The organism is Brevibacillus sp. WF146, assembly GCF_001673705.2.
GTDB lineage: Bacteria > Bacillota > Bacilli > Brevibacillales > Brevibacillaceae > Brevibacillus > Brevibacillus thermoruber.
In genome coordinates this window covers 860522-881930 of sequence record NZ_CP109943.1, presented here as the reverse complement: position 1 = coordinate 881930, position 21409 = coordinate 860522, and the positions used below count along the sequence as shown (strand labels likewise).

At 62.6% G+C, this 21409-nt stretch carries 18 protein-coding genes; 8 read left to right on the top strand and 10 right to left on the bottom strand.

What is annotated here, in order from left to right:
• Positions 1-10: 10 nt before the first annotated feature.
• Together A6764_RS04235 and A6764_RS04230 are read right to left on the bottom strand one after the other, a co-directional pair.
• Positions 11-3274: an efflux RND transporter permease subunit gene (locus tag A6764_RS04235; protein WP_264622415.1), complete on the bottom strand. Its 3264-nt coding sequence runs from the start codon at positions 3272-3274 to the stop codon at positions 11-13.
• Positions 3267-4502, bottom strand: coding sequence for an efflux RND transporter periplasmic adaptor subunit (locus A6764_RS04230; protein WP_264622414.1), 1236 nt, complete (start codon positions 4500-4502; stop codon positions 3267-3269). Before A6764_RS04230 ends, A6764_RS04235 begins: the two co-directional genes overlap by 8 nt.
• Positions 4503-4778: 276 nt before the next feature.
• Here A6764_RS04230 and A6764_RS04225 point away from each other — a divergent pair, with 276 nt between their 5' ends.
• The 3 genes from A6764_RS04225 (at position 4779) to A6764_RS04215 (ending at position 7004) form a co-directional block, all read left to right on the top strand.
• The gene (locus tag A6764_RS04225; RefSeq protein ID WP_029098260.1) at positions 4779-5471 is read left to right on the top strand and encodes a CoA transferase subunit A; all 693 of its coding nucleotides are present in this window, start codon (positions 4779-4781) and stop codon (positions 5469-5471) included.
• A 24-nt stretch (positions 5472-5495) separates the two neighbouring features.
• Positions 5496-6152 (top strand): CoA transferase subunit B, encoded by a 657-nt coding sequence (locus A6764_RS04220; RefSeq protein WP_065067268.1) that lies wholly within the window; start codon positions 5496-5498, stop codon positions 6150-6152.
• A 141-nt stretch (positions 6153-6293) separates the two neighbouring features.
• Positions 6294-7004, top strand: coding sequence for an alpha/beta hydrolase (locus tag A6764_RS04215; RefSeq protein ID WP_065067269.1), 711 nt, complete (start codon positions 6294-6296; stop codon positions 7002-7004).
• 63 nt (positions 7005-7067) lie between these two features.
• Here the strand turns inward: A6764_RS04215 and A6764_RS04210 are convergent, their stop codons facing one another.
• Positions 7068-8291, bottom strand: a complete 1224-nt coding sequence (locus A6764_RS04210; protein WP_264622413.1) for an MFS transporter — start codon at positions 8289-8291, stop codon at positions 7068-7070.
• Between the two features lie 116 nt (positions 8292-8407).
• Here A6764_RS04210 and A6764_RS04205 point away from each other — a divergent pair, with 116 nt between their 5' ends.
• Together A6764_RS04205 and A6764_RS04200 are read left to right on the top strand one after the other, a co-directional pair.
• On the top strand, positions 8408-9313 hold the full coding sequence (locus tag A6764_RS04205; RefSeq protein WP_264622412.1) for a LysR family transcriptional regulator: 906 nt from the start codon (positions 8408-8410) through the stop codon (positions 9311-9313).
• A gap of 124 nt (positions 9314-9437) precedes the next feature.
• Positions 9438-10061 (top strand): LysE family translocator, encoded by a 624-nt coding sequence (locus A6764_RS04200; RefSeq protein WP_029098255.1) that lies wholly within the window; start codon positions 9438-9440, stop codon positions 10059-10061.
• Between the two features lie 84 nt (positions 10062-10145).
• Here A6764_RS04200 and purU read toward each other — a convergent pair whose 3' ends face one another.
• Together purU and adhP are read right to left on the bottom strand one after the other, a co-directional pair.
• Positions 10146-11045: a formyltetrahydrofolate deformylase gene (purU, locus tag A6764_RS04195; RefSeq protein ID WP_065067271.1), complete on the bottom strand. Its 900-nt coding sequence runs from the start codon at positions 11043-11045 to the stop codon at positions 10146-10148.
• A 225-nt stretch (positions 11046-11270) separates the two neighbouring features.
• Entirely contained in the window at positions 11271-12281 is a 1011-nt protein-coding gene (gene adhP, locus A6764_RS04190) for an alcohol dehydrogenase AdhP (protein WP_035299433.1), read from the bottom strand.
• Between the two features lie 223 nt (positions 12282-12504).
• Between adhP and A6764_RS04185 the strand changes: the two genes are divergently transcribed.
• Genes A6764_RS04185 through A6764_RS04175 form a run of 3 tightly spaced genes read left to right on the top strand, consistent with a single transcriptional unit; the run spans position 12505 to position 16384 of the window.
• Positions 12505-13653, top strand: a complete 1149-nt coding sequence (locus A6764_RS04185; RefSeq protein ID WP_035299431.1) for an iron-containing alcohol dehydrogenase — start codon at positions 12505-12507, stop codon at positions 13651-13653.
• A 9-nt stretch (positions 13654-13662) separates the two neighbouring features.
• Positions 13663-14973 (top strand): sensor histidine kinase, encoded by a 1311-nt coding sequence (locus A6764_RS04180; protein WP_065067272.1) that lies wholly within the window; start codon positions 13663-13665, stop codon positions 14971-14973.
• Positions 14945-16384, top strand: a complete 1440-nt coding sequence (locus tag A6764_RS04175; protein ID WP_065067273.1) for a sigma-54-dependent transcriptional regulator — start codon at positions 14945-14947, stop codon at positions 16382-16384. Before A6764_RS04180 ends, A6764_RS04175 begins: the two co-directional genes overlap by 29 nt.
• 71 nt (positions 16385-16455) lie before the next feature.
• Here A6764_RS04175 and A6764_RS04170 read toward each other — a convergent pair whose 3' ends face one another.
• From A6764_RS04170 to A6764_RS04150, 5 genes are all read right to left on the bottom strand, one after another.
• The gene (locus tag A6764_RS04170) at positions 16456-17127 is read right to left on the bottom strand and encodes a TetR/AcrR family transcriptional regulator (RefSeq protein ID WP_035299428.1); all 672 of its coding nucleotides are present in this window, start codon (positions 17125-17127) and stop codon (positions 16456-16458) included.
• Positions 17128-17170: 43 nt separating this feature from the next.
• Positions 17171-18310, bottom strand: a complete 1140-nt coding sequence (locus tag A6764_RS04165) for an ABC transporter permease (RefSeq protein ID WP_065067274.1) — start codon at positions 18308-18310, stop codon at positions 17171-17173.
• Complete coding sequence (locus tag A6764_RS04160) at positions 18307-19071, bottom strand: ABC transporter ATP-binding protein (protein ID WP_035299425.1); 765 nt, start codon at positions 19069-19071, stop codon at positions 18307-18309. The genes A6764_RS04165 and A6764_RS04160 overlap by 4 nt, the downstream gene beginning before the upstream one ends.
• Entirely contained in the window at positions 19068-20258 is a 1191-nt protein-coding gene (locus tag A6764_RS04155; protein ID WP_264622411.1) for an HlyD family secretion protein, read from the bottom strand. The genes A6764_RS04160 and A6764_RS04155 overlap by 4 nt, the downstream gene beginning before the upstream one ends.
• A gap of 530 nt (positions 20259-20788) precedes the next feature.
• On the bottom strand, positions 20789-21307 hold the full coding sequence (locus A6764_RS04150) for a ribonuclease FAU-1 family protein (protein ID WP_065067276.1): 519 nt from the start codon (positions 21305-21307) through the stop codon (positions 20789-20791).
• Positions 21308-21409: the final 102 nt, after the last annotated feature.

Here is a 21409-nt window from a genome sequence, read left to right as displayed (position 1 = left end):
CCGCGGAATGTCACGGTTGGGCGTCGCGCGCCGTCACCGGCAGCGGCTGAAAATCCTCCTCGGTCAGCTCGTGCCTGTCCCGTACGGGGACGGCCTCCTCCGCACGCTTCGCCAATCGTTCTTTTTCCTGCCGTTTTTGCTCCCGCGCATCCCGGCGGCGGACCTGTTCATTTTCCCACCAGGCATGCAGCCGGCGGCGCAGTTCCGCAAGCGACACCCCGGCGCGGCCGGCCAGCCTCTGCTCGGCGGCGTGCTGCATCGCCGGCACGAGGACGAGAACGGCGTAGGCGGCCAGGAGCAGGCCCGCCAAGAGAGCGGCGGCAAACGAGGCGTGAAGGCCGGCCCCTTCCGTCCACCCAGCCGCCAGCGGCAGACAGGCGGCGGCCGTCGCCGCCAGAACGCACACCAGCGGACGGAGCGCCCGGCCTGTCCCAGCCCGAATCCCGTCGAGGACGGACGGAGCAACGCCGCCCGCGCGGAACAGTTCGTCCAGATGGATCAGCGCCTGCTGCGTCATCACGGCGCAGGCGGCAGCGATGCCGTACACGCCCATCAGGTTGAGCGGCCGATCCAGCCAGAGCAGCCCGATCGTCACCCCTCCGGCCAAAACGGGCAGGGCGAGCGCCACCACCCCGTCCCGCAGCCGCCGGTGCAAAAGCAGGCTGAACAGGAGCACCGCGGCCGCCGCTCCGGCGACCGCCAGCACCCGTCCGGCCGTGTCCTTTTCGTCGGCTTCCGCTTCTTCCAGCTTGCGCCATTCATTTGCATTGAGGATGGCGTATCCCTCCGGAATGGTGATCTTCTCCTCCATGCTGCGCGGAATCCCGAACGACAAGCCCTCGATCCACTCCGGCATGGAGACGGCGCTGCTCAGCTTGAACACGTACATGCCGTCGACGCGGCGGTAGACCGGCGGTTCTTCGGCAATCGTCCACTCCGTCAGGTCGCCCAGACGGACGGCTCCCTGCGGCGTGCGGATCAAGATGTGTTTCACCTGGTCGGGGTGCTCCATCCACTTGTCGGGAAAGCGGGCGGTTACCGGCACCGCCCCGGTGTTTCCATGCAGGGTTCCGGCCTGCTGCTTTCCGAGATAGGCGGCCAACTGCCGCTTGATCTCCTCTTCCGTCACGCGGTAGCGGACGAGCATCTCCGGTTTGGGGCGGATGGCGATATACGTCCCCGTGCCGCCTTCGCCGAGGCGCTCGTCGGTGATGAGCTCCCGCCCGTCATCATCCGTCCACCGCAGCTCCTGCAAGTAGGCGACCATCTGCCCGGCGATCTCCCGGGCGGTGTGCAGGGACGGCCCTTTTACGGTAAACTCCAGTCTCGTCTTCTGGTCCTCCGAGAGCACCAGGGCAAACGGATCGGTGCCGGGGATCTCCCGCAGCCGTTTGTCCAGCTCTTTTTCCAGTTCCGTCCGCGTCCGGGTCCAGCGGCTCTTGTCGGCCAGTTTCAGATGAAAGGTAAGCCGCTCCCGACTGGCTGTCGTGTACAGGTCGCGCACCTCCTCCAGTCCGCGAAGACGCTCTTCCGCCGTCCGGGCGGCCCGAATCGCCTCATCCAGCGTGCTGCCCCTGACCATCTCCAGCGACAGCGTCTTCTCCTGCCCTTCGATTTTCCCGTACGGTTCCGTCAGGACAAACGCATGCAGCAGCACGACGGCCGACAGCGAGAGCGCCACGGTGATCCCGTACGGCAGAAAGCCCTGGTCGACGGAGCGCTCCCAACGGTTCTTCAGGAAGCGGCCCACTCTGCCGCCCATCAGGCTGCCCGCCGAAAGCCGCCCCTCTGCGGTCCGTCCGCCCGCCGCGCCGTCCGGCAGCCATCGAGCGGCCTGCACCGGCACGATAAACCCGTACACCAGCAGCATGGACAGCGTCCCCAGCAGGAGAACCGGCAGCGCGTCATACAGGAGAGGCAGGTCGGCCGCTTTGAGAAAGTCGGTCACCATCAGCGCGCTCCAGCCGGCGGCACAGACGACGACGGCCAACAGCAGCGGCTTCATCAGGGACCGGGCCTCGCGCAGGCAGAATAGCGGCGACAGTCGCCCCGCTCCGGCCAGCCGATGGATCAGTGCCGCTCCCGCCCCGATGTACAGCAGGGCGAAGACGGCTGTCGGGCCGAGCGAGGTCAACGTCAGCGGCATACCGCTCAGCCACATGCCGCCCAACAGCGCTCCCACCGCCAGACACGCCGCGTACAGCGTCAGCAGGGCGGCCGCCGCGCTGCGGAGCGAAACGCCGAGCATCAGTGCCGCGCCCAACGCGGCCATGGCCACAAGCCAGCCGATGTCGCGCAGCGCAGCCTTCAGCGCCTGTGACCGGTCTTCCACCGGATCCAGCGTGTACCTGCCCGCTGCCTGTTCGTTCCACTCGGCCACGGCCTGCTCCACTTCGGCCCTGACGGCGGGAACCTGCGCCGCTTCCGTCGCGAACACGCTGATCCCCACCGCCGGTTCGCCGCGATAGACCGTGACCTCCTCCCCTTTGCTCCCCCGCAAATCGCGCACCTCGGCCAGTTCTTTCAGCGGCACGTATCCCTTCTCCGTGGCGATCAGCTTTTGGCCCAGCTCCTGGGGGCCCGACAGTTGGCCCGTCCACTGGAAAGAGATCCGCTCACCGCCGGTTCCGACGGCGCCCACCTGCTCGTCCGCGCCGACGCCGCGCAGCTGCCCCAGCACATCCCCCGGCGTCAGGCCGTAGGTCAGCAGCATGGAGGGGCGAAACACCAGCTCCACCTCTTCCCGGACGCTTTGGTCCTCCACCTCCACGCGGGCCACGCCCGGGATGGCGGCCAGTTTGTCGTACACCGCGTAGCGGGCCGCGTCGGCCAGCGTCTGCACGTCCGCACCGTGCAGCAGGTAACGGCCGATCTGTCTGTCGGCCAGGTTGGCCTGGCTGAGACGCCAGCCGTTTACCGGCAGCCGTGCTGCCGCCTCCTGCAGTTTGCGCTCCAGCCGCTCTTTGTAGCCGCTGTCCGGCAGTCCCGCCGTCTTCACCGTGAGCGTCGCCCCTCCCATCCGGGATTCGGAGCTGATGTGCACCCCGGCGTCCAGTTCGCGGACGGCATCCTCCACGGGCCGGGTCACGGACTCGTCCACGGCTTCCGCCGACAGACCGGGCGCCTCCAGGGTGATGACGTACTCCGGCAGGGGGCGGTCGGGAAGCAGCGCGACGTCCATCTTGGCAAGGGCGCCGACGGCCAGCAGGCAGCAGACGAGCGCCAGCAGCCGGGCCAGCGCCGGCCACGTCGAAGCGAATGTGCGGTTACTCATCGGCCACCTTCACCACCTCACCGTCCGCCACGTAGGAGATACCGGAGCTGACAATCTGGTCGCCCGGCTCCAGCCCTTCCAGGACTTCGTAATAGGGACCGTACACATTGCCTACCTTGACGGGCGTTTTCTTGACGGTGTTGTCCTTGATCGCCATGACGTAATAGGACTCTTCGGAGATGCCGACACCGCTCGCGGGCACCAGCACTCCCCCGTTCGGCTTCACCTGGTAGCGGCAGGTGACGGTCATGCCTCCTTTCCAGACGCGTTCCTGGCCGCTGATCGTCACCTCCACCGGATAGGTCCCTGTCCCGGAATCGATCACCGGCGCCACGAAGCTGACCGTCCCCTCCGTCTCCGTGCCGTCCGGCGCCTGCACCGTCACCGTTTTGCCCACGGCAAAGCTGCCGATCTGCTCGCCGGTCACCTGCAGCTTGACCAGCCAGCGGGAGGTGTCCACCAGGCGCATCACCTCACTGCCCGGCCCCGTCTGCTCCGACTCCGCCTGCGATATCGACGCCACCACGCCGGCAAACGGCGCTTTCAACACGGCATCCGCCGCCTCCTGCCGGGCCAGCATCAACTGTACGCTGGCCTGCTGCACCTCGGCGTTGGCCGCTTCCACGTCCAGCTTGTCCGCTCCCTTCAGCAGATTGTCGTAGCGGATCTGCTGCTCCTCCAGGTCCAGCTTCGCCTGTCGTTCGCGGAGAGCCAGGCTGTCCAGCTCGTCTTTGGAAATGGCGCCGTTGGCGTAGAGCAGCTTTCCGCGCGCGTGCTCCTCCGCCGCCTGGGCAGCCGTCTGCCTGGCCTTTTCGAGCTGTATCTTCTGCGCCTCCACCTCGTGCTGCGCCGGTCCCTGCAAGGCCTTCGCCCGGCGAATGGCGGCGCTGGCCACCTGCCCCTGGGCCGCGTTCACCTCCTGCTGCCACACGGACGTGTCGAGCGCGGCCAGCGTCTCGCCCTGCTTGACCGCGCTGCCCTTTTTCACAAAAATGGTGGCAATCCGGCCCGATCGGCCAAACGAAAGCGGCAGTTCCTTGAGCGGTGCCACCACTCCGGCGATCTCCTGGGTCAGGCCGTCCTGCTGTTCGACCGTGTAGGCTTTGACCGTCTTCACCTTGATCACGCCCTCTTCTTCCAGGCGCTTCAGGCTTTCCACGCTTTCCTCCAGTTTTTCGCACCCGGCAATCAGCAGGGCAGCGAGGGAAAGCCCTATCCATTTTTTCATTCCATCAACCCCCACCCCGGACTCGATATGCCGAAACATGAACAGAAAATGGCACATTATATTTTACAGAAAGGCTCTTACTTGCGCCACTTTTCTGTCGATTTTTACGATTTTTACTCTCGTCCGCCGCCGCGCTCTGGTATCATGGTGGAAAAGGCGGAAATCCCCCTGCTTTTCAGCCGATCGCCGCTTCTGGTAAGATGGAGGTAGTCCGCTTTTGTCAGCGCTTTCATGCGTCACTTTTTCTCAATATTTCGAATGGTGGGAGTGAGCTTCATGGCAAAGATCTACTCGTCCTATGCGGAAATCGTGGAAGACATCCACGACGGCGCCACCCTGCTGGTCGGCGGTTTCGGTCTGGTGGGCATCCCGGAGAACCTGATCATCGCACTTCGCGACAAGGGCGTGAAGAACCTGACGGTCGTCTCCAACAACTGCGGCGTCGACGACTGGGGGCTTGGTCTTCTGCTCAAGGAGAAGCAGATCAAGAAAATGGTCTCGTCCTACGTGGGGGAAAACAAGGAGTTTGAGCGGCAGTTCCTCTCGGGAGAACTGGAAGTGGAACTGACGCCGCAGGGGACGCTGGCCGAACGCATCCGGGCCGGCGGGGCCGGCATTCCCGCATTCTACACGCCTGCCGGCGTCGGCACCCCGATCGCCGAAGGGAGGGAAACCCGCGTGTTCAACGGCAAGGAGTACCTGCTGGAACACGCCATCACCGGCGACTTCGCCCTGATCAAGGCATGGAAAGCGGATAAGATGGGCAACCTCGTCTACCGCAAAACGGCCCGCAACTTCAATCCGATGATGGCCGCGGCCGGAAAAATCACCATCGCCGAAGTGGAAGAAATCGTCGAAACAGGTGAGCTGGACCCCGATCAGATTCACACCCCCAGCATCTACGTGCAGCGTTTGATCCAGGCCCCGTCGTTTGAAAAACGGATCGAACGGCGCACGGTGCGGCAGTAATTCCACTAAAAGGAGGATGCAGTGATGGCTCTTACGCGTGAAGAGATTGCGATGCGCGCCGCCCAGGAAATCCAGGACGGCTTTTATGTGAACCTGGGGATCGGCATGCCCACCCTCGTCGCCAACTACATTCCGGAAGGGAAAACGGTCGTGCTCCAGTCGGAAAACGGCCTGCTCGGCATCGGTCCCTACCCGACGGAAGACGAAATCGACCCCGACCTGATCAACGCCGGCAAGGAAACGGTCACCGCCATCCCCGGCGCCGCCTACTTCTCCAGCGCGGAGTCGTTCGCCATGATCCGCGGCGGCCACATCGACCTGGCCATCCTCGGCGCGATGGAAGTCTCCGCCGCAGGTGACCTGGCCAACTGGATGATCCCCGGCAAAATGGTCAAGGGCATGGGCGGTGCGATGGACCTGGTCCACGGGGCGAAGCGGATCGTCGTCATTATGGAGCACGTCAACAAGCACGGCGAACCGAAAATTTTGAACGAGTGCTCCCTGCCGCTGACCGGCAAACGGGTGGTCAACCGGATCATCACCGACCGCGCCGTGCTGGATGTCACCCCGGAAGGGCTGGTGCTGACAGAGGTGGCGGAAGGCTACACCGCCGACGACATCCAGGCCTGCACGCAGCCGAAGCTGATCGTCTCCCCCGACTTGAAAACGATCACGCCGTGAAGAACACCCATGTGAGAACCACCCGGACCCGTCCCTTCCCGCGGACGGGTCCGATTTTCTGTTCGGAGCGGGTTCGCTGCCCGTCCGGGAAACCGTATATAATACGAGGTGTGAACAATCTTGACGGAGAGGTGATGCGTTATGTCCAATACGCTCGGCTGCCTCGTCCTGCACGGCTTTGCCGGCGACATCCGGGACGTGCTGCCGCTGGCGCAGGCGCTGCGGGAAGCGGGCTACCATGTGGAGTGCCCCACCCTGGAAGGACACGGCGCGGATCGGCGGCGGCTGGCCCAAAGCACCCGGCACGACTGGCTGCGCTCCGCCGAAGAAGCGTACAAACGGCTGGCCATGCGGGCCGACCCGATCGTCGTCATCGGCTTTTCCATGGGCGGCCTGCTCGCCTTTCACGTCGCCAGCCGCCATCCCGTCCGCCTGTTGGTTACGATCAACACCCCGTACCATTACTGGGAGGTGCGGCAGGCCCTTCGCAATCTGCGCGAGGATTTTGCCACCCACTCCCGCCGCTACGTCAACAGCCTGGTGAAAATTCCGCTGCGCAGCATGCTGCAGTTTCGCCGCCTGCTGGCGGAGACCAAGCCGCTTTTGCCGAACATCCGCGTCCCGTACGTGCTGCTGCAGTCCAGGCGGGACGATACCGTGCGGCCGTCAAGCGCGGAGCATCTGGCCAAAAGCGTCGCCGCCGAAGCCGGCGCCCGCATCACCTGGTACGACAACTCCGGCCACATGCTGCTGCACAGTCCGGACCGGGACGACGCGATCGCCCGCATCCTGGACGCCATTCGCGAACACGGTCCGGCGTCAAGGAACAGCGCGGGCGGCGAATCCGAGTAAGCGCCCCTGCTCGAAGGCCGGAAGAAACGTGACGAACAGAATGGCAGTCCAACCGGTTGCGATTCAGTCCAACACCTTGTCTTCTCTGGCCGCATGCGCCTGCCCCGCCCGCCCGGACCAGGCGGCCGCCATCGCCAGCAGAAAGCCGGCGGTTCCCGCGTACAGCCCGTTCAGGCCGAACCAGCCGTCTGCCCAAAACGCGAGCAGCGGTCCCGCGGCGGCGCCGAGATCGGTCACCACCGAGTAACACGTCAGCAGCGAAGCGCCGTTGGCCTGTCGGGACGCTTCGTCTGCCGCCAGCGTGTCCATCACCGTGGTCAGAACCGTGCCGGTAAGCTGTATCCCCATGAGCACGCCCAACCAGAGCGCAAAGGGCAGCGGCGCGGCTGTGAGGCCGAACAGCACCGCAGCGGCCAGCACCGCCCCGACCAGCATCCGCCGCCGCCCGCAGCGGTCCGACCACCTGCCGAACCACGGCGCCGCCCACGGTTCCCAGACCCAGCGGGCTCCCTGCACCACTCCGGCCACGACGGCCGAGCCCACCACCATCCCTCCGATCACCGTGAACGGCTGCCGAAGGTCGATCAAGCGGCTCAGCGTGGAAGCCAGCATGCCTTGGTAGCACATGGCGACAAACATCCCCGAGGCCATGGTCAGCGCCACGCTCCCCGTCCATCGGAGCGACGGCCGCACGGCTGCGGGGGACGCATCGCCGCTCCGTCTGGTAAAGGATGAGGGGATGAAGACGTAGACGAGGACGAACGCCACCAGCGACACCCCCGCCAGCAAAAAGGACGTCGTCCGCAGGCCCAACCAGGCGACCAGCAGGGGGCCGGCGAGCATGCCGCCCAGGCTGCCCAGCCGGTACAGCCCGTTGTACAGCCCCATGAAATGGCCGCGATTCCCTTCGTCGGAGACGCTGACGATCAACGAATAGGCGCCCAACCGCAAGAAGGTCCAGGCCGCTCCCCAGAGGCAGCGCATCAAAAGCCACAGCCAAAACCCCTGCAGCCCGTACGAGGCCGTCGTCACAAACGCCAGGAGCACGGCGATCGTCAACCCCGACCGGCCGCCGGTGCGCTCATACCATTTGCCGATAAACGGTCCCAGCGGCACCCGCACCAGCCTGTTGACCGAGAGCAGCACCCCCACTTCCCAGAGCGCGTCCAGTCCCGCCTCCCGCCAATAGAGCGGCAGCGCCACGTACAGCATGGAATCGCCGAGCAGGCACATGGCCGTCACGAGAGCCAGTGTGATCACCTGTGTCTTGCCGTTTTTGTCTCTCATCGCAATCTCCTTTGCCGGATCGAATCTATATGCTTTACACTACAAAGGAGATTCCCAAAAATCCAATACATGTTTGCATCCAACTCATAAGCAATGGTTATGAATGGAGGGAGATGATGAACCTTCACTCGCTGCGGATCTTCGTGAAAGTGGCGGCGCGGGGCAGCGTGACCGCCGCGGCCGATGCGCTGTCCATCAGCCAGCCGGCCGTGACCGCGCACATCCGCAAACTGGAACGGGACCTGGACATCAAGCTGCTCGCGCCGCAGGGGCGGGGCATTGCGCTCACCCCCGAAGGACGTTTTCTGTATGAGAAAGCCCGGCGGATTTTTGACTGGGAACGGGAGATCGAGTCGCAGTTGGAGGAGATCAAACAGGGCAAGCGGGGAAAGCTGCGGGTGGCGTCCACCTTTCTCCCCTCCCATTACCTCCTGCCCAAATGGCTGGCCGCCTACAAACGGCAGTACCCGCAGGCGGACGTGGAAATCCGCGCCGGAAACTCGCAGCAGTCGCTGGAACGTCTGCTCCGCTGTCAGGCCGACCTGGCCGTGGTCACCAACGAGTCGTGGGACGAACACCTGCCCATCCGGCGGCGACACATAACGGATGTGGCATTCTGGTTTATCGTCCCCGCCGGTCATCCGTTTGCCGGCCGGACGGTTTCGTTGGAGGCGCTGATGCGGGAGCCGTTTTTGCTGCGGGAAAAGGGCAGTTCCACGCGGGAACGGCTGTTTTCCCTCTGCCGGGAGCACGGCGTCTCCCCGCCGAAAGTGGGCCTTGAGTACCACGGCCTGATCGAATCGATCCAATCCGTCAAGGCGGGGTACGGCACGATGCTGGCACCGGAACCGGCCGTCCGCGAACTGGTGGAAAGAGGCGAAGTGGGGCGGGTGTTCGTCGACGGCGTGGCGATCAAACGGCCGGTCTACGTCTGCACCCGCGAGGAGGATGACGGCCTGCGCCCCTCCGCCGCCCGGTTTCTGGAGATGATCCTGCCGCCCTGCATGCAAGCGTGGGGATGAGAGGCGGAGGCCGCCGCCGTTCCAATCGGCAGACAGGGTTGATGGATTTCCTGTCATTGTTACAATGGAAATAGCAGGAAATGACTCGTCACGACAAACATACCTGCTTGATTGGGGGATTCCGATGGAACATTACGCGTTGTTTGTGCTCATGTCCGTCCTGCTGATCATCCTGCCCGGTCCCGATACCGGCGTGGTGACGCAAAATACCGTTTTCCACGGGCGAGCAGGCGGGATGAAAACGGTTCTGGGCAGCACGTCGGGACTGCTGATCCACACCCTGGCCGTGGTCTGCGGCATATCCGCGATCCTGGTGAAGTCCGCTTTTCTCTTTTCCGTCATCAAGTACGTCGGGGCCGTCTACCTTCTCTACCTGGGGCTTGTGTCGCTGTGGTCGCTGCGGAATCAGGAAACCGCGGCTGTTGACCGGCCATATGCCAAGCATCAAAGCAAATCCCCCTTTCTGCAGGGGTTTTTGACCAATGTGCTCAATCCGAAAGTGGCCGTCTTCTTCCTGACGTTCCTTCCGCAGTTTGTAAAGCCCGGCAGCTACGCGTTTCTGCAATTCTTCGCCTTGGGCTTGACCTACACGCTGCTCACGGTCGCGTGGTTTTTCCTGTATGTCCAGTTCATTGACCGGATTCGCGCCTGGATGAAAAAAGCGTCCACGCAGCGGGCGATTCAAGGGATCACCGGCCTTGCGCTGGTGGCGTTCGGCATCACGCTGGCCCTGGAAAAGCGCCCGTAAGACCGCGGGCCGCTCCGCCTTCCTCCATTTCCCGAAATGACCCTGCAAAAGCGAAGAGCCCTTCCCGAACGGAAGGGCTCCACCTTACGGAAACACGATTGTCTTGTTACCGTAGACCAGCACCCGGTCCTCCAGGTGCCAGCCGACGGCGCGCGCCAGCACGGTCCGCTCCACCTGGCGCCCCAACTGTTTCAGCGCCTCCACGTCTTCCTCGTGCGTCACCCGCTGCACATCCTGCTCGATGATCGGGCCGGCGTCCAGCTCCTCGGTGACGTAGTGGGCGGTGGCGCCGATCAGCTTGACGCCGCGGCGGTAGGCCTGCTCGTACGGCTTGGCCCCGACGAAGGCAGGCAGGAACGAGTGGTGGATATTGATGATCCGCATCGGATACTCCTGCAAAAAGCGGGGCGACAGAATCTGCATGTAGCGGGCCAGGACGATCACGTCCACGCCGCCGCCCAGCGCGGCCAACTGCTCCTCTTCCGCCTCCGCCTTGCGCTCCTTCGTCACCGGGATATTGCGGTACGGAATCCCGAACGACTCCACGGTCTCCCGCATGTCGGGATGGTTGCTCACCACGATCTCGATATCGGCGTGCAGAGCGCCCGACTTCCAGAGCCACAGCAGTTCCAACAGGCAGTGGTCCTCTTTGGAGACGAAGATGGCCATTTTCTTCCGCTTCTTCGCCTCCACCAGCGACCAATCCATGCCGAAGCTCTCCGCCACCGGCCGGAACGCATCCTTGATCGCCTCGTAGCGCTCCTCCAGATTGACCACGTCAAATTCAATCCGCATGAAAAAGCGGCCCGTTTCCGGATCGGTCGTGTACTGGTCGGACTGAACGATGTTGGCCCCCTGTTCAAACAGGAAGCTGGACACGGCCGCCACAATCCCGGCCCGGTCCGGACACGATATCAGCATGCGCGCCCGGTCCTTGTTCTTCTGCCGGTACGCCTGCCATTCTCTCTCTGACAAACGATGCATGGATGTCTCTCCTCCAAAAATGGACGTCAAAATTATCTTGCCATTCTTTCATCATATCATCCATTTTTGTCGTTTCCATCCCCATCTTTCGCCTGGAGAGGGCGGCCGTGCAATAAAGTTTTTTTATCCGATCAAACCCGTCGTTTCCGGTTCCGGAAATGAACCGGCTCCGGGGAAAGTACCGGCTCCGGCGCGTGGTTCCTCCCGACCGGGACGAGAGCATCCTTACAGGGTCAGCACGACACGGCCGTTGATCTGTCCCTTTTCCATCCGTTCAAAGACTTCGTTGATCTTTTCCAGCGGCTGCGTCTCGATGATAGCGCTTACTTTTCCGCGAGCAGCGAAGTCAAGCGCCTCCTGCATGTCCTTGCGTGTCCCGACAATGGAGCCTTTCACCGAAACGCCGTTCAGCACGGTGTCAAAAATCGGGACAGGCAGCTCGTCGTTGGGCAGTCCCACCACGACCAGCGATCCGCCGCGCCGCACCGAACGGTACGCCTGTTCAAACGCCTTGCGGGTGACAGCGACACTGATGGCCGCGTGCGCTCCTCCGATTTTTTCGGTAATCTCCGCGACCGGATCGGTCTTGGCCCCGTTTACCGTCAGATCGGCCCCCAGTTCTTTGGCCAGCGTCAGCTTCTCATCGTTGATGTCGACGGCCGCCACGTTGTACCCCATCGCTTTTGCATACTGGAGCGCCAGATGCCCCAAACCGCCGATGCCGTAGATGGCCACCCATTCCCCCGGCTTGATGTCGGCCACTTTCAGCGCCTTGTACGTCGTCACGCCGGCGCACAGGATCGGGGCGGCCTCCACGTCGCTCAGGCCGTCGGGGATCCGGGCCACATACGCGGCAGGCGCCTTGCAGTATTCCGCATACCCGCCGTCGACGGAGTATCCGCCGTTCAACTGCTTCTTGCACAGCGTCTCCCATCCCGTCAGACAGTACTCGCATTCGCCGCACGCGGAATACAGCCAGGGAATCCCGACGCGGTCTCCCGGCTTCAGCGAGGTTACCCCTTCCCCTACCTTCTCCACGACCCCGACTCCTTCGTGGCCGGGGATAAGCGGCAGCTTCGGTTTGACCGGCCAGTCTCCGTGCGCCGCATGCAGGTCGGTGTGGCACACCCCGCACGCCTTGATCCGGACCAGCACCTCGCCGAACCCGATCTCGGGAATCGGCACTTCCTTTACCTCCAGCTTTTCGTGAAAGTGATTGACAACGGCTGCTTTCATCTGTTCTCCTCCTTTGAAACATGGGTATGTGACTGCACCGATCCATTTCAGCAAAAAGCGTACCAAGCAAAAATGATCAAATGTTCCAACAATTCCATCACTTCCATCACCGCCGGGACAATTTTTCGGCCCATCTGCCGAAAAAACGGCCCCCGGGCCGATAATTTGTCCTTGGGAAGCGGGCCGCCCCCGTTTACAATAGAACCTAACAGGAGGTGTTCCCATGCAAATCTCCAAATTCATGACGCCGGAAATTATCTTTGGCAACCAGTCGATCAGTCAAATCGGCGAAAGTCTGATCCGGCTGGGGGCAAAAAACGTGTTTCTCGTCAGCGACCCGGGCGTGGTGAACGCCGGGTGGGCGGAGCAGGCGATCCGCTACCTGAAGCAGAGCAGGCTGGAGTACCACCTCTGGACGAACGTCACCTCCAACCCGAAAGACGAAGAGGTGCACGCCGGCGTGGCCGAATACCTCCGCCACGAGTGCAACGCGATTGCCGGCATCGGCGGCGGAAGCGCCATGGACGCAGCCAAGGCGATTGCCCTGCTCGCGGCGAACGGAGGCAGCATCCTTGAGTACGAAGGCGTAGACAAAATCACGCGTCCCCTGCCGCCGATGGTCATGGTTCCGACGACGGCCGGTTCCGGCTCGGAAGTGTCGCAATTTTCGATCATCGTGGATTCCAAGCGCAAGGTCAAGATGACCATCATCTCCAAATCGCTGATTCCCGACATCGCCATCATCGACCCGCAGACGCTGATGACCATGGACAAGCGGCTGACGGCCAACACGGGAATGGACGCGCTGACGCACGCGATCGAGTCGTACGTCTCGCTGGCCGCCACTCCGCTGACGGAAGTCCTGTCGCTGCAGGCGATGCGGCTGATCGCCCGGTACCTGCGCCCGTCCGCGGCCAGTCAGTGCAATGCCGAGGCGAAGCAGGGCATGGCGATGGCCAGTCTGCAGGCGGGTCTCGCCTTTTCCAACGCGATCCTGGGAGCCGTCCACGCGATGTCCCACCAGTTGGGCGGGCTGCTGGATCTGCCGCACGGGGAGGTCAACGCCGTTTTGCTGCCCTACGTGCTGGAATACAACTTCCTCGCCGCCCCGGAAAAGTACAAAAAGATGGCGGAAGCCCTGGGAGAAAACGTCTCCGGATTAAGCCTGTCCGACGCCTCCCGCCTGGCGATGAAAGCGGTCAAAGAGCTGGCGAGCGATCTCGACATCCCGGACCACCTGTCCACGCTGGGGCTGCAGCCGGAGCACATCCCGGTGTTGAGCCGCAACGCCGTCCGCGACGTCTGCATGGCCACCAACCCCCGCGACATGACGGAAGAAGACGTCCACATGCTGTTTTGCAATGCACTTTAGGAGGACGACATGCAACACAAACAAGAAATCCTGGAGAAATTGACCGGCATCCAATCCTCGCGAAAAAGCTACTACCACGAACTGAACCTCGTCGTGGACGAAATGAAGAAAAAGAACAGTCAGCTGGAAGTCATCAACCGCTTGACGAAAATCAAGATCGATGCGGACTGGAGCGAAGTCAGCGCCTATCTCGCCGAGCAGTTGTCCCGGCTGATTCCGTTTGACCTGTTCGCGCTCACGCTGGTCGAGGGAACGGCCCTCTCCGCCTATCTCGCGGAACGAAACGGGGCGGATTGGCGGTTTCGCACCCTGACCCAACCGTTGAAACGGGGAGAGTCCGTCTCCACGAGCGAGCTGGACCGCCTGTTTCAGACCGAACACCCCGGCTGCCACGTCACCTCCGTCGCGCTGCAAAGCCGGCTGAACAAAACATTCGGCTTTATCACCCTGCTCCATCGGGAACAGCCGCTGGACGACGGAGAGCACCTCCTCCTCTTTCAGCAAATTGCCGAACACGTCGGGGTGTCCGTGGAAAACATCCTCCTGTTTAAAGACGTGAGCGAGAAAGTACAGATCGAAGCCCGGCTGATCCAATCAGCCAAGCTGGCCGCCATCGGCGAAATGGCCGCCGGGGTGGCGCACGAACTGAACAGTCCGCTTACCGCCATTTTGGGGAACGTCCAGCTTTTGCTGAGGGAGACGCACACCGAGCCGCAGCGGCAGATGCTGCAGGACGTGTTCCAGTGCAGCGTCCGCTGCAAGAAGATCATTCAAAACCTGCTGACCTTTTCCCGGCAGGAGGAGTACCAGTTTGAGCGTCTTTTCATCAACGACCTGGTCGACGTCGTGCTCGGCCTGATCGGCTACCAGCTCACCGTGTCAGGCATCTCCATCACGAAGCGGCTGGCAGAGGAGCCGCTGGCGGTCCGGGGAAGCCGGCACCAGATCGAGCAGATCATCATCAATTTGCTGTTGAACGCCCGCGACGCGCTGCACGGCGTATCCACCCCCGAGATCGTCATCGAAACCTTTCGCCAGGAAACGGACGACGGCGTCTACGTCGGCATGTCCGTCCGCGACAACGGCGCCGGCATTGAAGCGGAGCATCTGCCGCAGATCTTCCATCCCTTCTTTACGACCAAGGAACAAACAAAGGGAACCGGACTGGGCCTGTCCGTCAGTCTGGGGATCGCCGAGTCGCACGGCGGAACGCTGACCGCGGAGAGCGTGCGGGGAGAGTACAGCACGTTTACGCTCTTGCTGCCCATTTACACAAGCGAGGAGAGTGCCGATGAATCCCAAACAGGTGCTTGTCGTTGACGACGAAGTGGAGGTTACGTCCTTTTTCTCCTATTTTCTCAAAGCCAAGCAGTGCGACGTGACTGTCGCCCACTCGGGAAAAGCGGTCCGTCATCTGCTGGCCGGCGATTCCTTCCCGTTTCACCTGGCGCTGATCGATTTGAAGCTGCCCGACGCCAACGGACTGGAGCTGCTCTCCGCCATCAAGGCGCGACAGCCCGCCTGCGAGGTCATCATCATGACCGGCTACAGCACGATCAAGTCGGCGGTGACCGCCATCCAATCGGGAGCGCGGGACTATTTGGAAAAGCCGTTTGACGATCTGGACAGTCTGGAACAGGTGATCTTCTCCGTCTGGGACGGGCCCGGCGGCCTTCCCGACGAACTGGCCGAGACGGCTGCCCGCTTCGGCATCATCTATGCGGCCGGCAGCCCGATGGCCAAAGTCCTGTCCGTCGCGGACAAGCTGGCGAAAAAGGCGATCAACGTGCTGATCGAGGGCGAAACGGGCACCGGCAAGGAGCTGATGGCCCGCTTTCTGCACGGGGTCAGCGCCCGTTCGCAGCATCCGTTCGTCGGGATCAACTGCGGCGCGATCCCGGAGTCTCTCTTGGAAAGCGAACTGTTCGGCCATGAAAAAGGGGCGTTCACCGGTGCGGTCAAAGAGCGCAAAGGCATCTTCGAACTGGCGAACAACGGGACGCTGTTTCTCGACGAGATCGGGGAAGCGCCCCCGCTCATCCAGGTGAAGCTGCTGCGGGTTATCGAGACGGGCGAGTACATGCGGGTGGGCGGCGAGCAGACGCTGAAGTGCAACGTCCGGTTTATCGCCGCCACCAACCGGAACCTGGAACGGGAGGCGGCATCGTCCCGGTTTCGCGCCGACCTGCTGTACCGCCTGGAAGGAGTGAAGTTGACCATTCCCCCCCTGCGCGAGAGGCCGAACGACATTCCGGCGATTGTGCACGCCTTCCTGGAAAAGAAGTTTGGCGGCGCCTGCCGGGTCGATCCGGAGGCGATGACGCTCCTGCAGCACTATGAATGGCCGGGCAACGTCCGCCAGCTCATCAACGTGGTCAACCAGGCGGTCGCCATCCACGACTGCGCCGTCCTGAAGCCGGAACACCTGCCGCAGCCGATCGTGTGCGGCGCGGGCGGCCCCCGGGAAAAAACGGACGGACCGCCTGCCGTTCAACATGCCATCGAACAGGAAGCGGTCCGTTTTGTACAGAATGTCGTCGGGCGAATCGGTTCGGTGGACGACATTGACTTTGCCCAATTGCTGGGCAGAATCAGGAGGCTGGAGACGGAAGTAGGCCGCCAGGTGATTGCAAAAGGGCTGGCTGAAACCAACGGAGACCGGGAGCTGTTGAGCAGGAAACTGGGCATCTCCAAACGAACGCTTCGCTACATCCTGAACGAAAAGGACTAGCGCTGCGCTTCGCCGCCTCCCGCAAAGAGCGGCCTCCCCCGAGGACATCGTCCTCCCGCGTGCCGGTCCGTCTAGCGGTTGGCGATGCCGTACAGGAGCATGTCCACGGTGAGGGCGATCTGTTCCTCGTCGGAGCGCTTGGCGTATTCCTCCGGCTCCGTCACGTGCTTGAACAGAATCAGCCCGACCAGCGAAGAGAGCACCATGCGAAACACCGCCTCCGTCGGCAGCGGGCGCAGTTCGCCTGCTTCCTTGCGCTCCTCGATCAGTTTCGCCGCCAGCCGCTTCACCTCCTGAAATACCGTGGAGAGCATCGCTTCGCGGATTTCCTCGTGGAAAAACGCCTCCTGCAGGAGAATCCGGACGTGCTTTTCATTGGCCCCAATCAATTCCAGCCGGTTCCGGTACAGCTCGGTGAGCACCTCGGCCAGCGGCTTTTTCGCCTGCTCCTGAAAAATGACCCGCACGTCCTTCAAAATGAACGGGGCGGCAAACTTGACCAGCACCGGGGCCACCACGGCCAGCAGGAGGTCTTTTTTGGACTTGTAGTGGCGGAAGATCGTACCCTCCGCCACCCCCGCCTCCTTGGCGATTTCGGCCGTCGAGCTGGCGTGAAACCCTTTGGCGGCAAACAGCTTGAGCGACGCCTGCAGGATGCGGCGCTGCTTCTCCGTCATTTCGCTCTCGTCTTTCAATTCCTCGACAAACTGCATCAGGCTTTCTTCAAACGATGATCGGCTCATATCCTCGCAAACGCTCCTCCATCCGAGCTTCACATGCGCCGTGTCACTCGATCTTCTTGCGGAACCGCAGCATGGCGACCGTCAGGATCAGCAGGAAAAACGCTGCCATTCCCAGCGCGTCCCGCCACAGGGCGGACAGGTCCACCCCTTTTAAAAAGATGCCCCTCAGGATTTCCAAAAAATACGTCAAGGGGACAATCCCGCCTAACCATTGTATCACGAGCGGCATCGTTTCGCGCGGGAACATGAACCCGGACAGCAGCACGCTGGGCAGTATGAAGGCAAACGCGATCTGCATCGCCTGCAGTTGGGTACGGGCCACCGTGGAGATGAAAATGCCGAGCGTCAGCGTGGTGACCAAAAACAGCACCGACAGGGCGATCAGGAGCGGTACGCTGCCTTTCACCGGAACGCCGAACCACCAGCTTCCCAAAAGCAGGACGAGACAGAAGGAGAAGAAGCCGATGCAGACGTAGGGCGTGATTTTGCCGAGCAAAAGCTCCAGCGGCCGGATCGGGGTGACGATCAACTGCTCCATCGTTCCCCGCTCTTTTTCCCGCACCAGCGAAAACGCGGTCAGGATCATCGTCACGTTCTGCATGATCAGGCCGATCAGGCCGGGAATGTTGAACACGATGCTCTCCATGTTGGGATTGAACAGCACGCGCGTGTCCAGCTCCACGCTCGGTTCAAAGCGGCCCATCCCCTCTTTTTCCATCCGCTCCTGCACCAGGGTGATGGCCCGGTTCTGCACGATCAACTGCGCGTTGGACAAGGCGGTCCGGGCGATGTTGGGATCGGAGCCGTCGATCAGCATCTGCACTGCTGCCGGTTCGCCGCGGTCGCGCTTGCGGGCGTAGTCGGGCGGGATGACCAAGGCCACGTCCGCGCTGCCGTCGTCCAGCATCGCTTCGATCTGCGCATACCCGCCGACGTGGGCGACCACCTGAAACACCCGCGTGTTTTCAAAGTTGGCCGCCAGTTCCCGGCTGTAGGGCGAGGGGCTTTGATCCCACACGACCGTCTTGATGTCGTTGACGTCCGTATTGACGGCATAGCCGAACAAAAACAGCATCATCAGCGGCATCGCCAGCGCGATGGCGAGGCTGGGCCGATCCCGCTTGATCTGGATTACTTCCTTTTTCACCACCGACCAGTACCGCGCCCAGGAAAACCGCTTCATCGACGTTCCTCCCCTCTGCCCGCGGCCTGCCGGGCTTCCTCCTCCTTGACCAGGGTGACAAAGACGTCCTCCAGGTTGTTCGCGCCCATCCGTTCGATCAGCTCCTGCGGGGTTCCCTGGGCCAGCAGGTTGCCGAAGAAAATGAAGCCGATCCAGTCGCAGGTCTGCGCTTCGTCCATGTAGTGGGTGGTGACCAGCACGGTCATCCCCTGCTTCGCCAGGTCGTGGATCACCTCCCAGAAGATGCGGCGGGAGACCGGATCGACGCCCGCGGTCGGTTCGTCCAGAATCAGCAGCTCCGGCTGGTGCAGCAGGGCGCAGGACAGGGCCAGCCGCTGCTTCCAGCCCCCGGAGAGGGAGCCGGCCAACTGCCGCTCCCGCCCGGTCAGCCCGGCCATTTCAATCAGCTCCGCTTTGCGCCGCCTGCGCTCCTCTCTGCCCAGACGGTACACCCCGGCGTAGAAGTCGAGGTTTTCCTCCACCGTGAGATCTTCGTACAGGCTGAACTTTTGCGACATGTAGCCGATGCGCTGCTTGATCTCCTCGCTCTGCGTCATCACGTCGTAGCCGAGCACCGTTCCCCGTCCGGACGTGGGGCTCAACAGGCCGCAGAGCATCCGGATCGTGGTCGACTTGCCCGAGCCGTTGGGGCCGAGAAAGCCGTAGATGGAGCCGGTGGGAACGGACAGCGTCAGGCTGTTGACGGCGACGCGGTCCTGAAAGCGCTTGGTCAACTGCTCGCATTGGATGGCGTAGTTCATTGCGCCCCCTCCTTGCCGGGCAGCAGCACATCGGCGGGCATGCCCGGTTTCAGCTTGTCGAGCCCTTCGCTGATGCGGATCGTCACGGCAAACACCAGCTTGGTCCGCTCATCCGGGGTCTGCACGTTTTTCGGGGTAAACTCCGCCTTGTCGGCAACTGCGCTGATCACGCCGCGAAACGTCTCGCCCGGATAGGCGTCCACCTGTATGCCCACCGTTTCGCCCGGACGCACGCGGCCCAGCTCCGCTTCCGGGATGTACACCTTCAGCTCCAGATGGTCGGCCTTCCTCATCGTAAACAGCGTCGCTCCCGGTTTTGCCACTTCCCCTTGGGTCACGGAGGAACGCAGCACGACGCCGTCCTCCGGCGCGGTGATCACCGCCTTCTCCAACTGCAGCCGGGCCAGCTCCAGCCGCGCCTGGGCCTGCTCCTTGGCCGCCAGCAGGGCGCGAATCGCGTAATCGGTGCTCCCCTCTTTCAATTGGTCAAGCTCGGCCTGCGCACCCGCCCGCTGCGCCTGCGCCGTGCCGGTCTGGGCGAGGGCGGCGGCGACGTCTTCCCGGGCGGCGGCGTACTGGGACCGGGCCGCCTCCAGTTGAGCGGCCAACTGGTTTACCTGTGTCCGGGCCTGATTGACCGCCTCCTGCTTCGCTTCGTACTCCTGTTTCGCAATGGCTCCCCGCTCGTACAACTGGGCCGCTTCCCGCAAGCGGTTCTCCTGGTAGGCGAGCGTCCGCTTCGCCCCTTCCAGCTGCGAAGCGACCTGGTCCATCTGCTCTTTGGCCCGGTCCAGTCCGGCTTCCGCCTGCTTTCGGCGCGCCTCCGCCAGCCGGATGGCGGCGTCCGCCTGGTCTACGGCGGCGATGCCTCTGCGGATGGTCGAGTCGCGGCTGCCCGCCTGGGCTTCTTCCAGCCGCGCCTGGGCCTGGGCCAGCGCCGCCTCCGCTTCGCGTACGCCTGCCTGATAGCTGCGCTTGTCGATCTCCGCCAGCACCTGCCCCTTTTTCACGACGGCGCCATCGTCCACCTTGACGGCCGTCACCAATCCCCCCACTTCGGCGACGACGGGCAGTTCCACCGCTTCAATCGTGCCGGAGAGCGGCCATTCGCGCGGCTGAAACCAGGTGCACCCCGGAAGCGCCGCGAGAGATCCGGCCAGACAGATCAACAGGAAACGACGATACATAAGACCACCTCGACTAAATGATTGATGTGAGTGCTCACTCATTATTGCTGCCAAAAAAACTATCCGGTGCCTGGTGGATGCGTAATCCACTCTGATGATGCGAATGAGTGAGTGATTACTCACTTCCACTTTCTTCGTTCACATTATATGCCTGCTCCCGGCCCCATGTAAAGACGCTCGAAAAAAAATCCCCCCGTTCGGAGGAGAGCCGCGCACCGCCTGTTCAGCCGTCCTCCAGCCGGCACTCGACCTCCCGCCCCACGTACGTCCCTACCTGTTCGCCCTGACAGATCCGCGTCATCGCGCCGGGGGTGTCGAAGTTGAAAACGTGCAGGAGCCTTTTCCCGTCCCCGTTGGCGCGGATAGATCTTCTTCGGCAGAGCAACCGTCAAAACCGTCAAAAAAAGGACGAAAGCGGCAGCGGCTTTCGTCCTTTTGGGAAAAAAGAGGCGGACACGCAACGAGACGCATGTGTTCCCATTACCTGTATCCCCCTCTCCTTACAGGTTGCTCCAAAATCCTTCCATATTTTATGCAAAAACATCGGGATAGTCAAACACATTACGCTGGCCGGCAGCGATTTTCGCCAGCAGATCGTCCGCCGTCTCGCAGGCGAAGCGGTGGTCCTCCGCGCTGATCGCTCCTTCGGCCAGCGCCTCGTCCAGTTCGTCCTGGTCCAGCAGGATGACCGCTCCATCCGGCAGCACAACAATGTCGAGATAGAGATCGTCGTAGTACAAAAACCCCCGCTCGTCCCTGCCGTGTTCCCTGCAGATGTCGATGTACCACTGCACCGTGTGTCCCCGTTCGTCCAGCATTCTGGTGACGGCGTAGGCTTCGCCGTCGGGAAAGTACTGCAGGTAGCAGTAGCCGTTGTCGCCCACCCGCAGCTCGCGTCCGTCAACGGTCATGAACGCCGGTTCCGTCACTTCGTCCAGCGTCAGCCGCACCGCGTAGCCCGTAAAGGCCTCCGACTCCACCCGTTTCTCCGTATACCCCATCTTCTTCACACGCCGCCAGCCGGGGCGGTCCGCCCGTTTTCGCTTCATGGGACATCCTCCTGTTCCACGTCTCCTCCCACTTACTGTAGCACGATTTCCCGTTTTTGTAACCGAAGCGGCACCCCCGATCGTAGAAGAAAACGAGCAGGC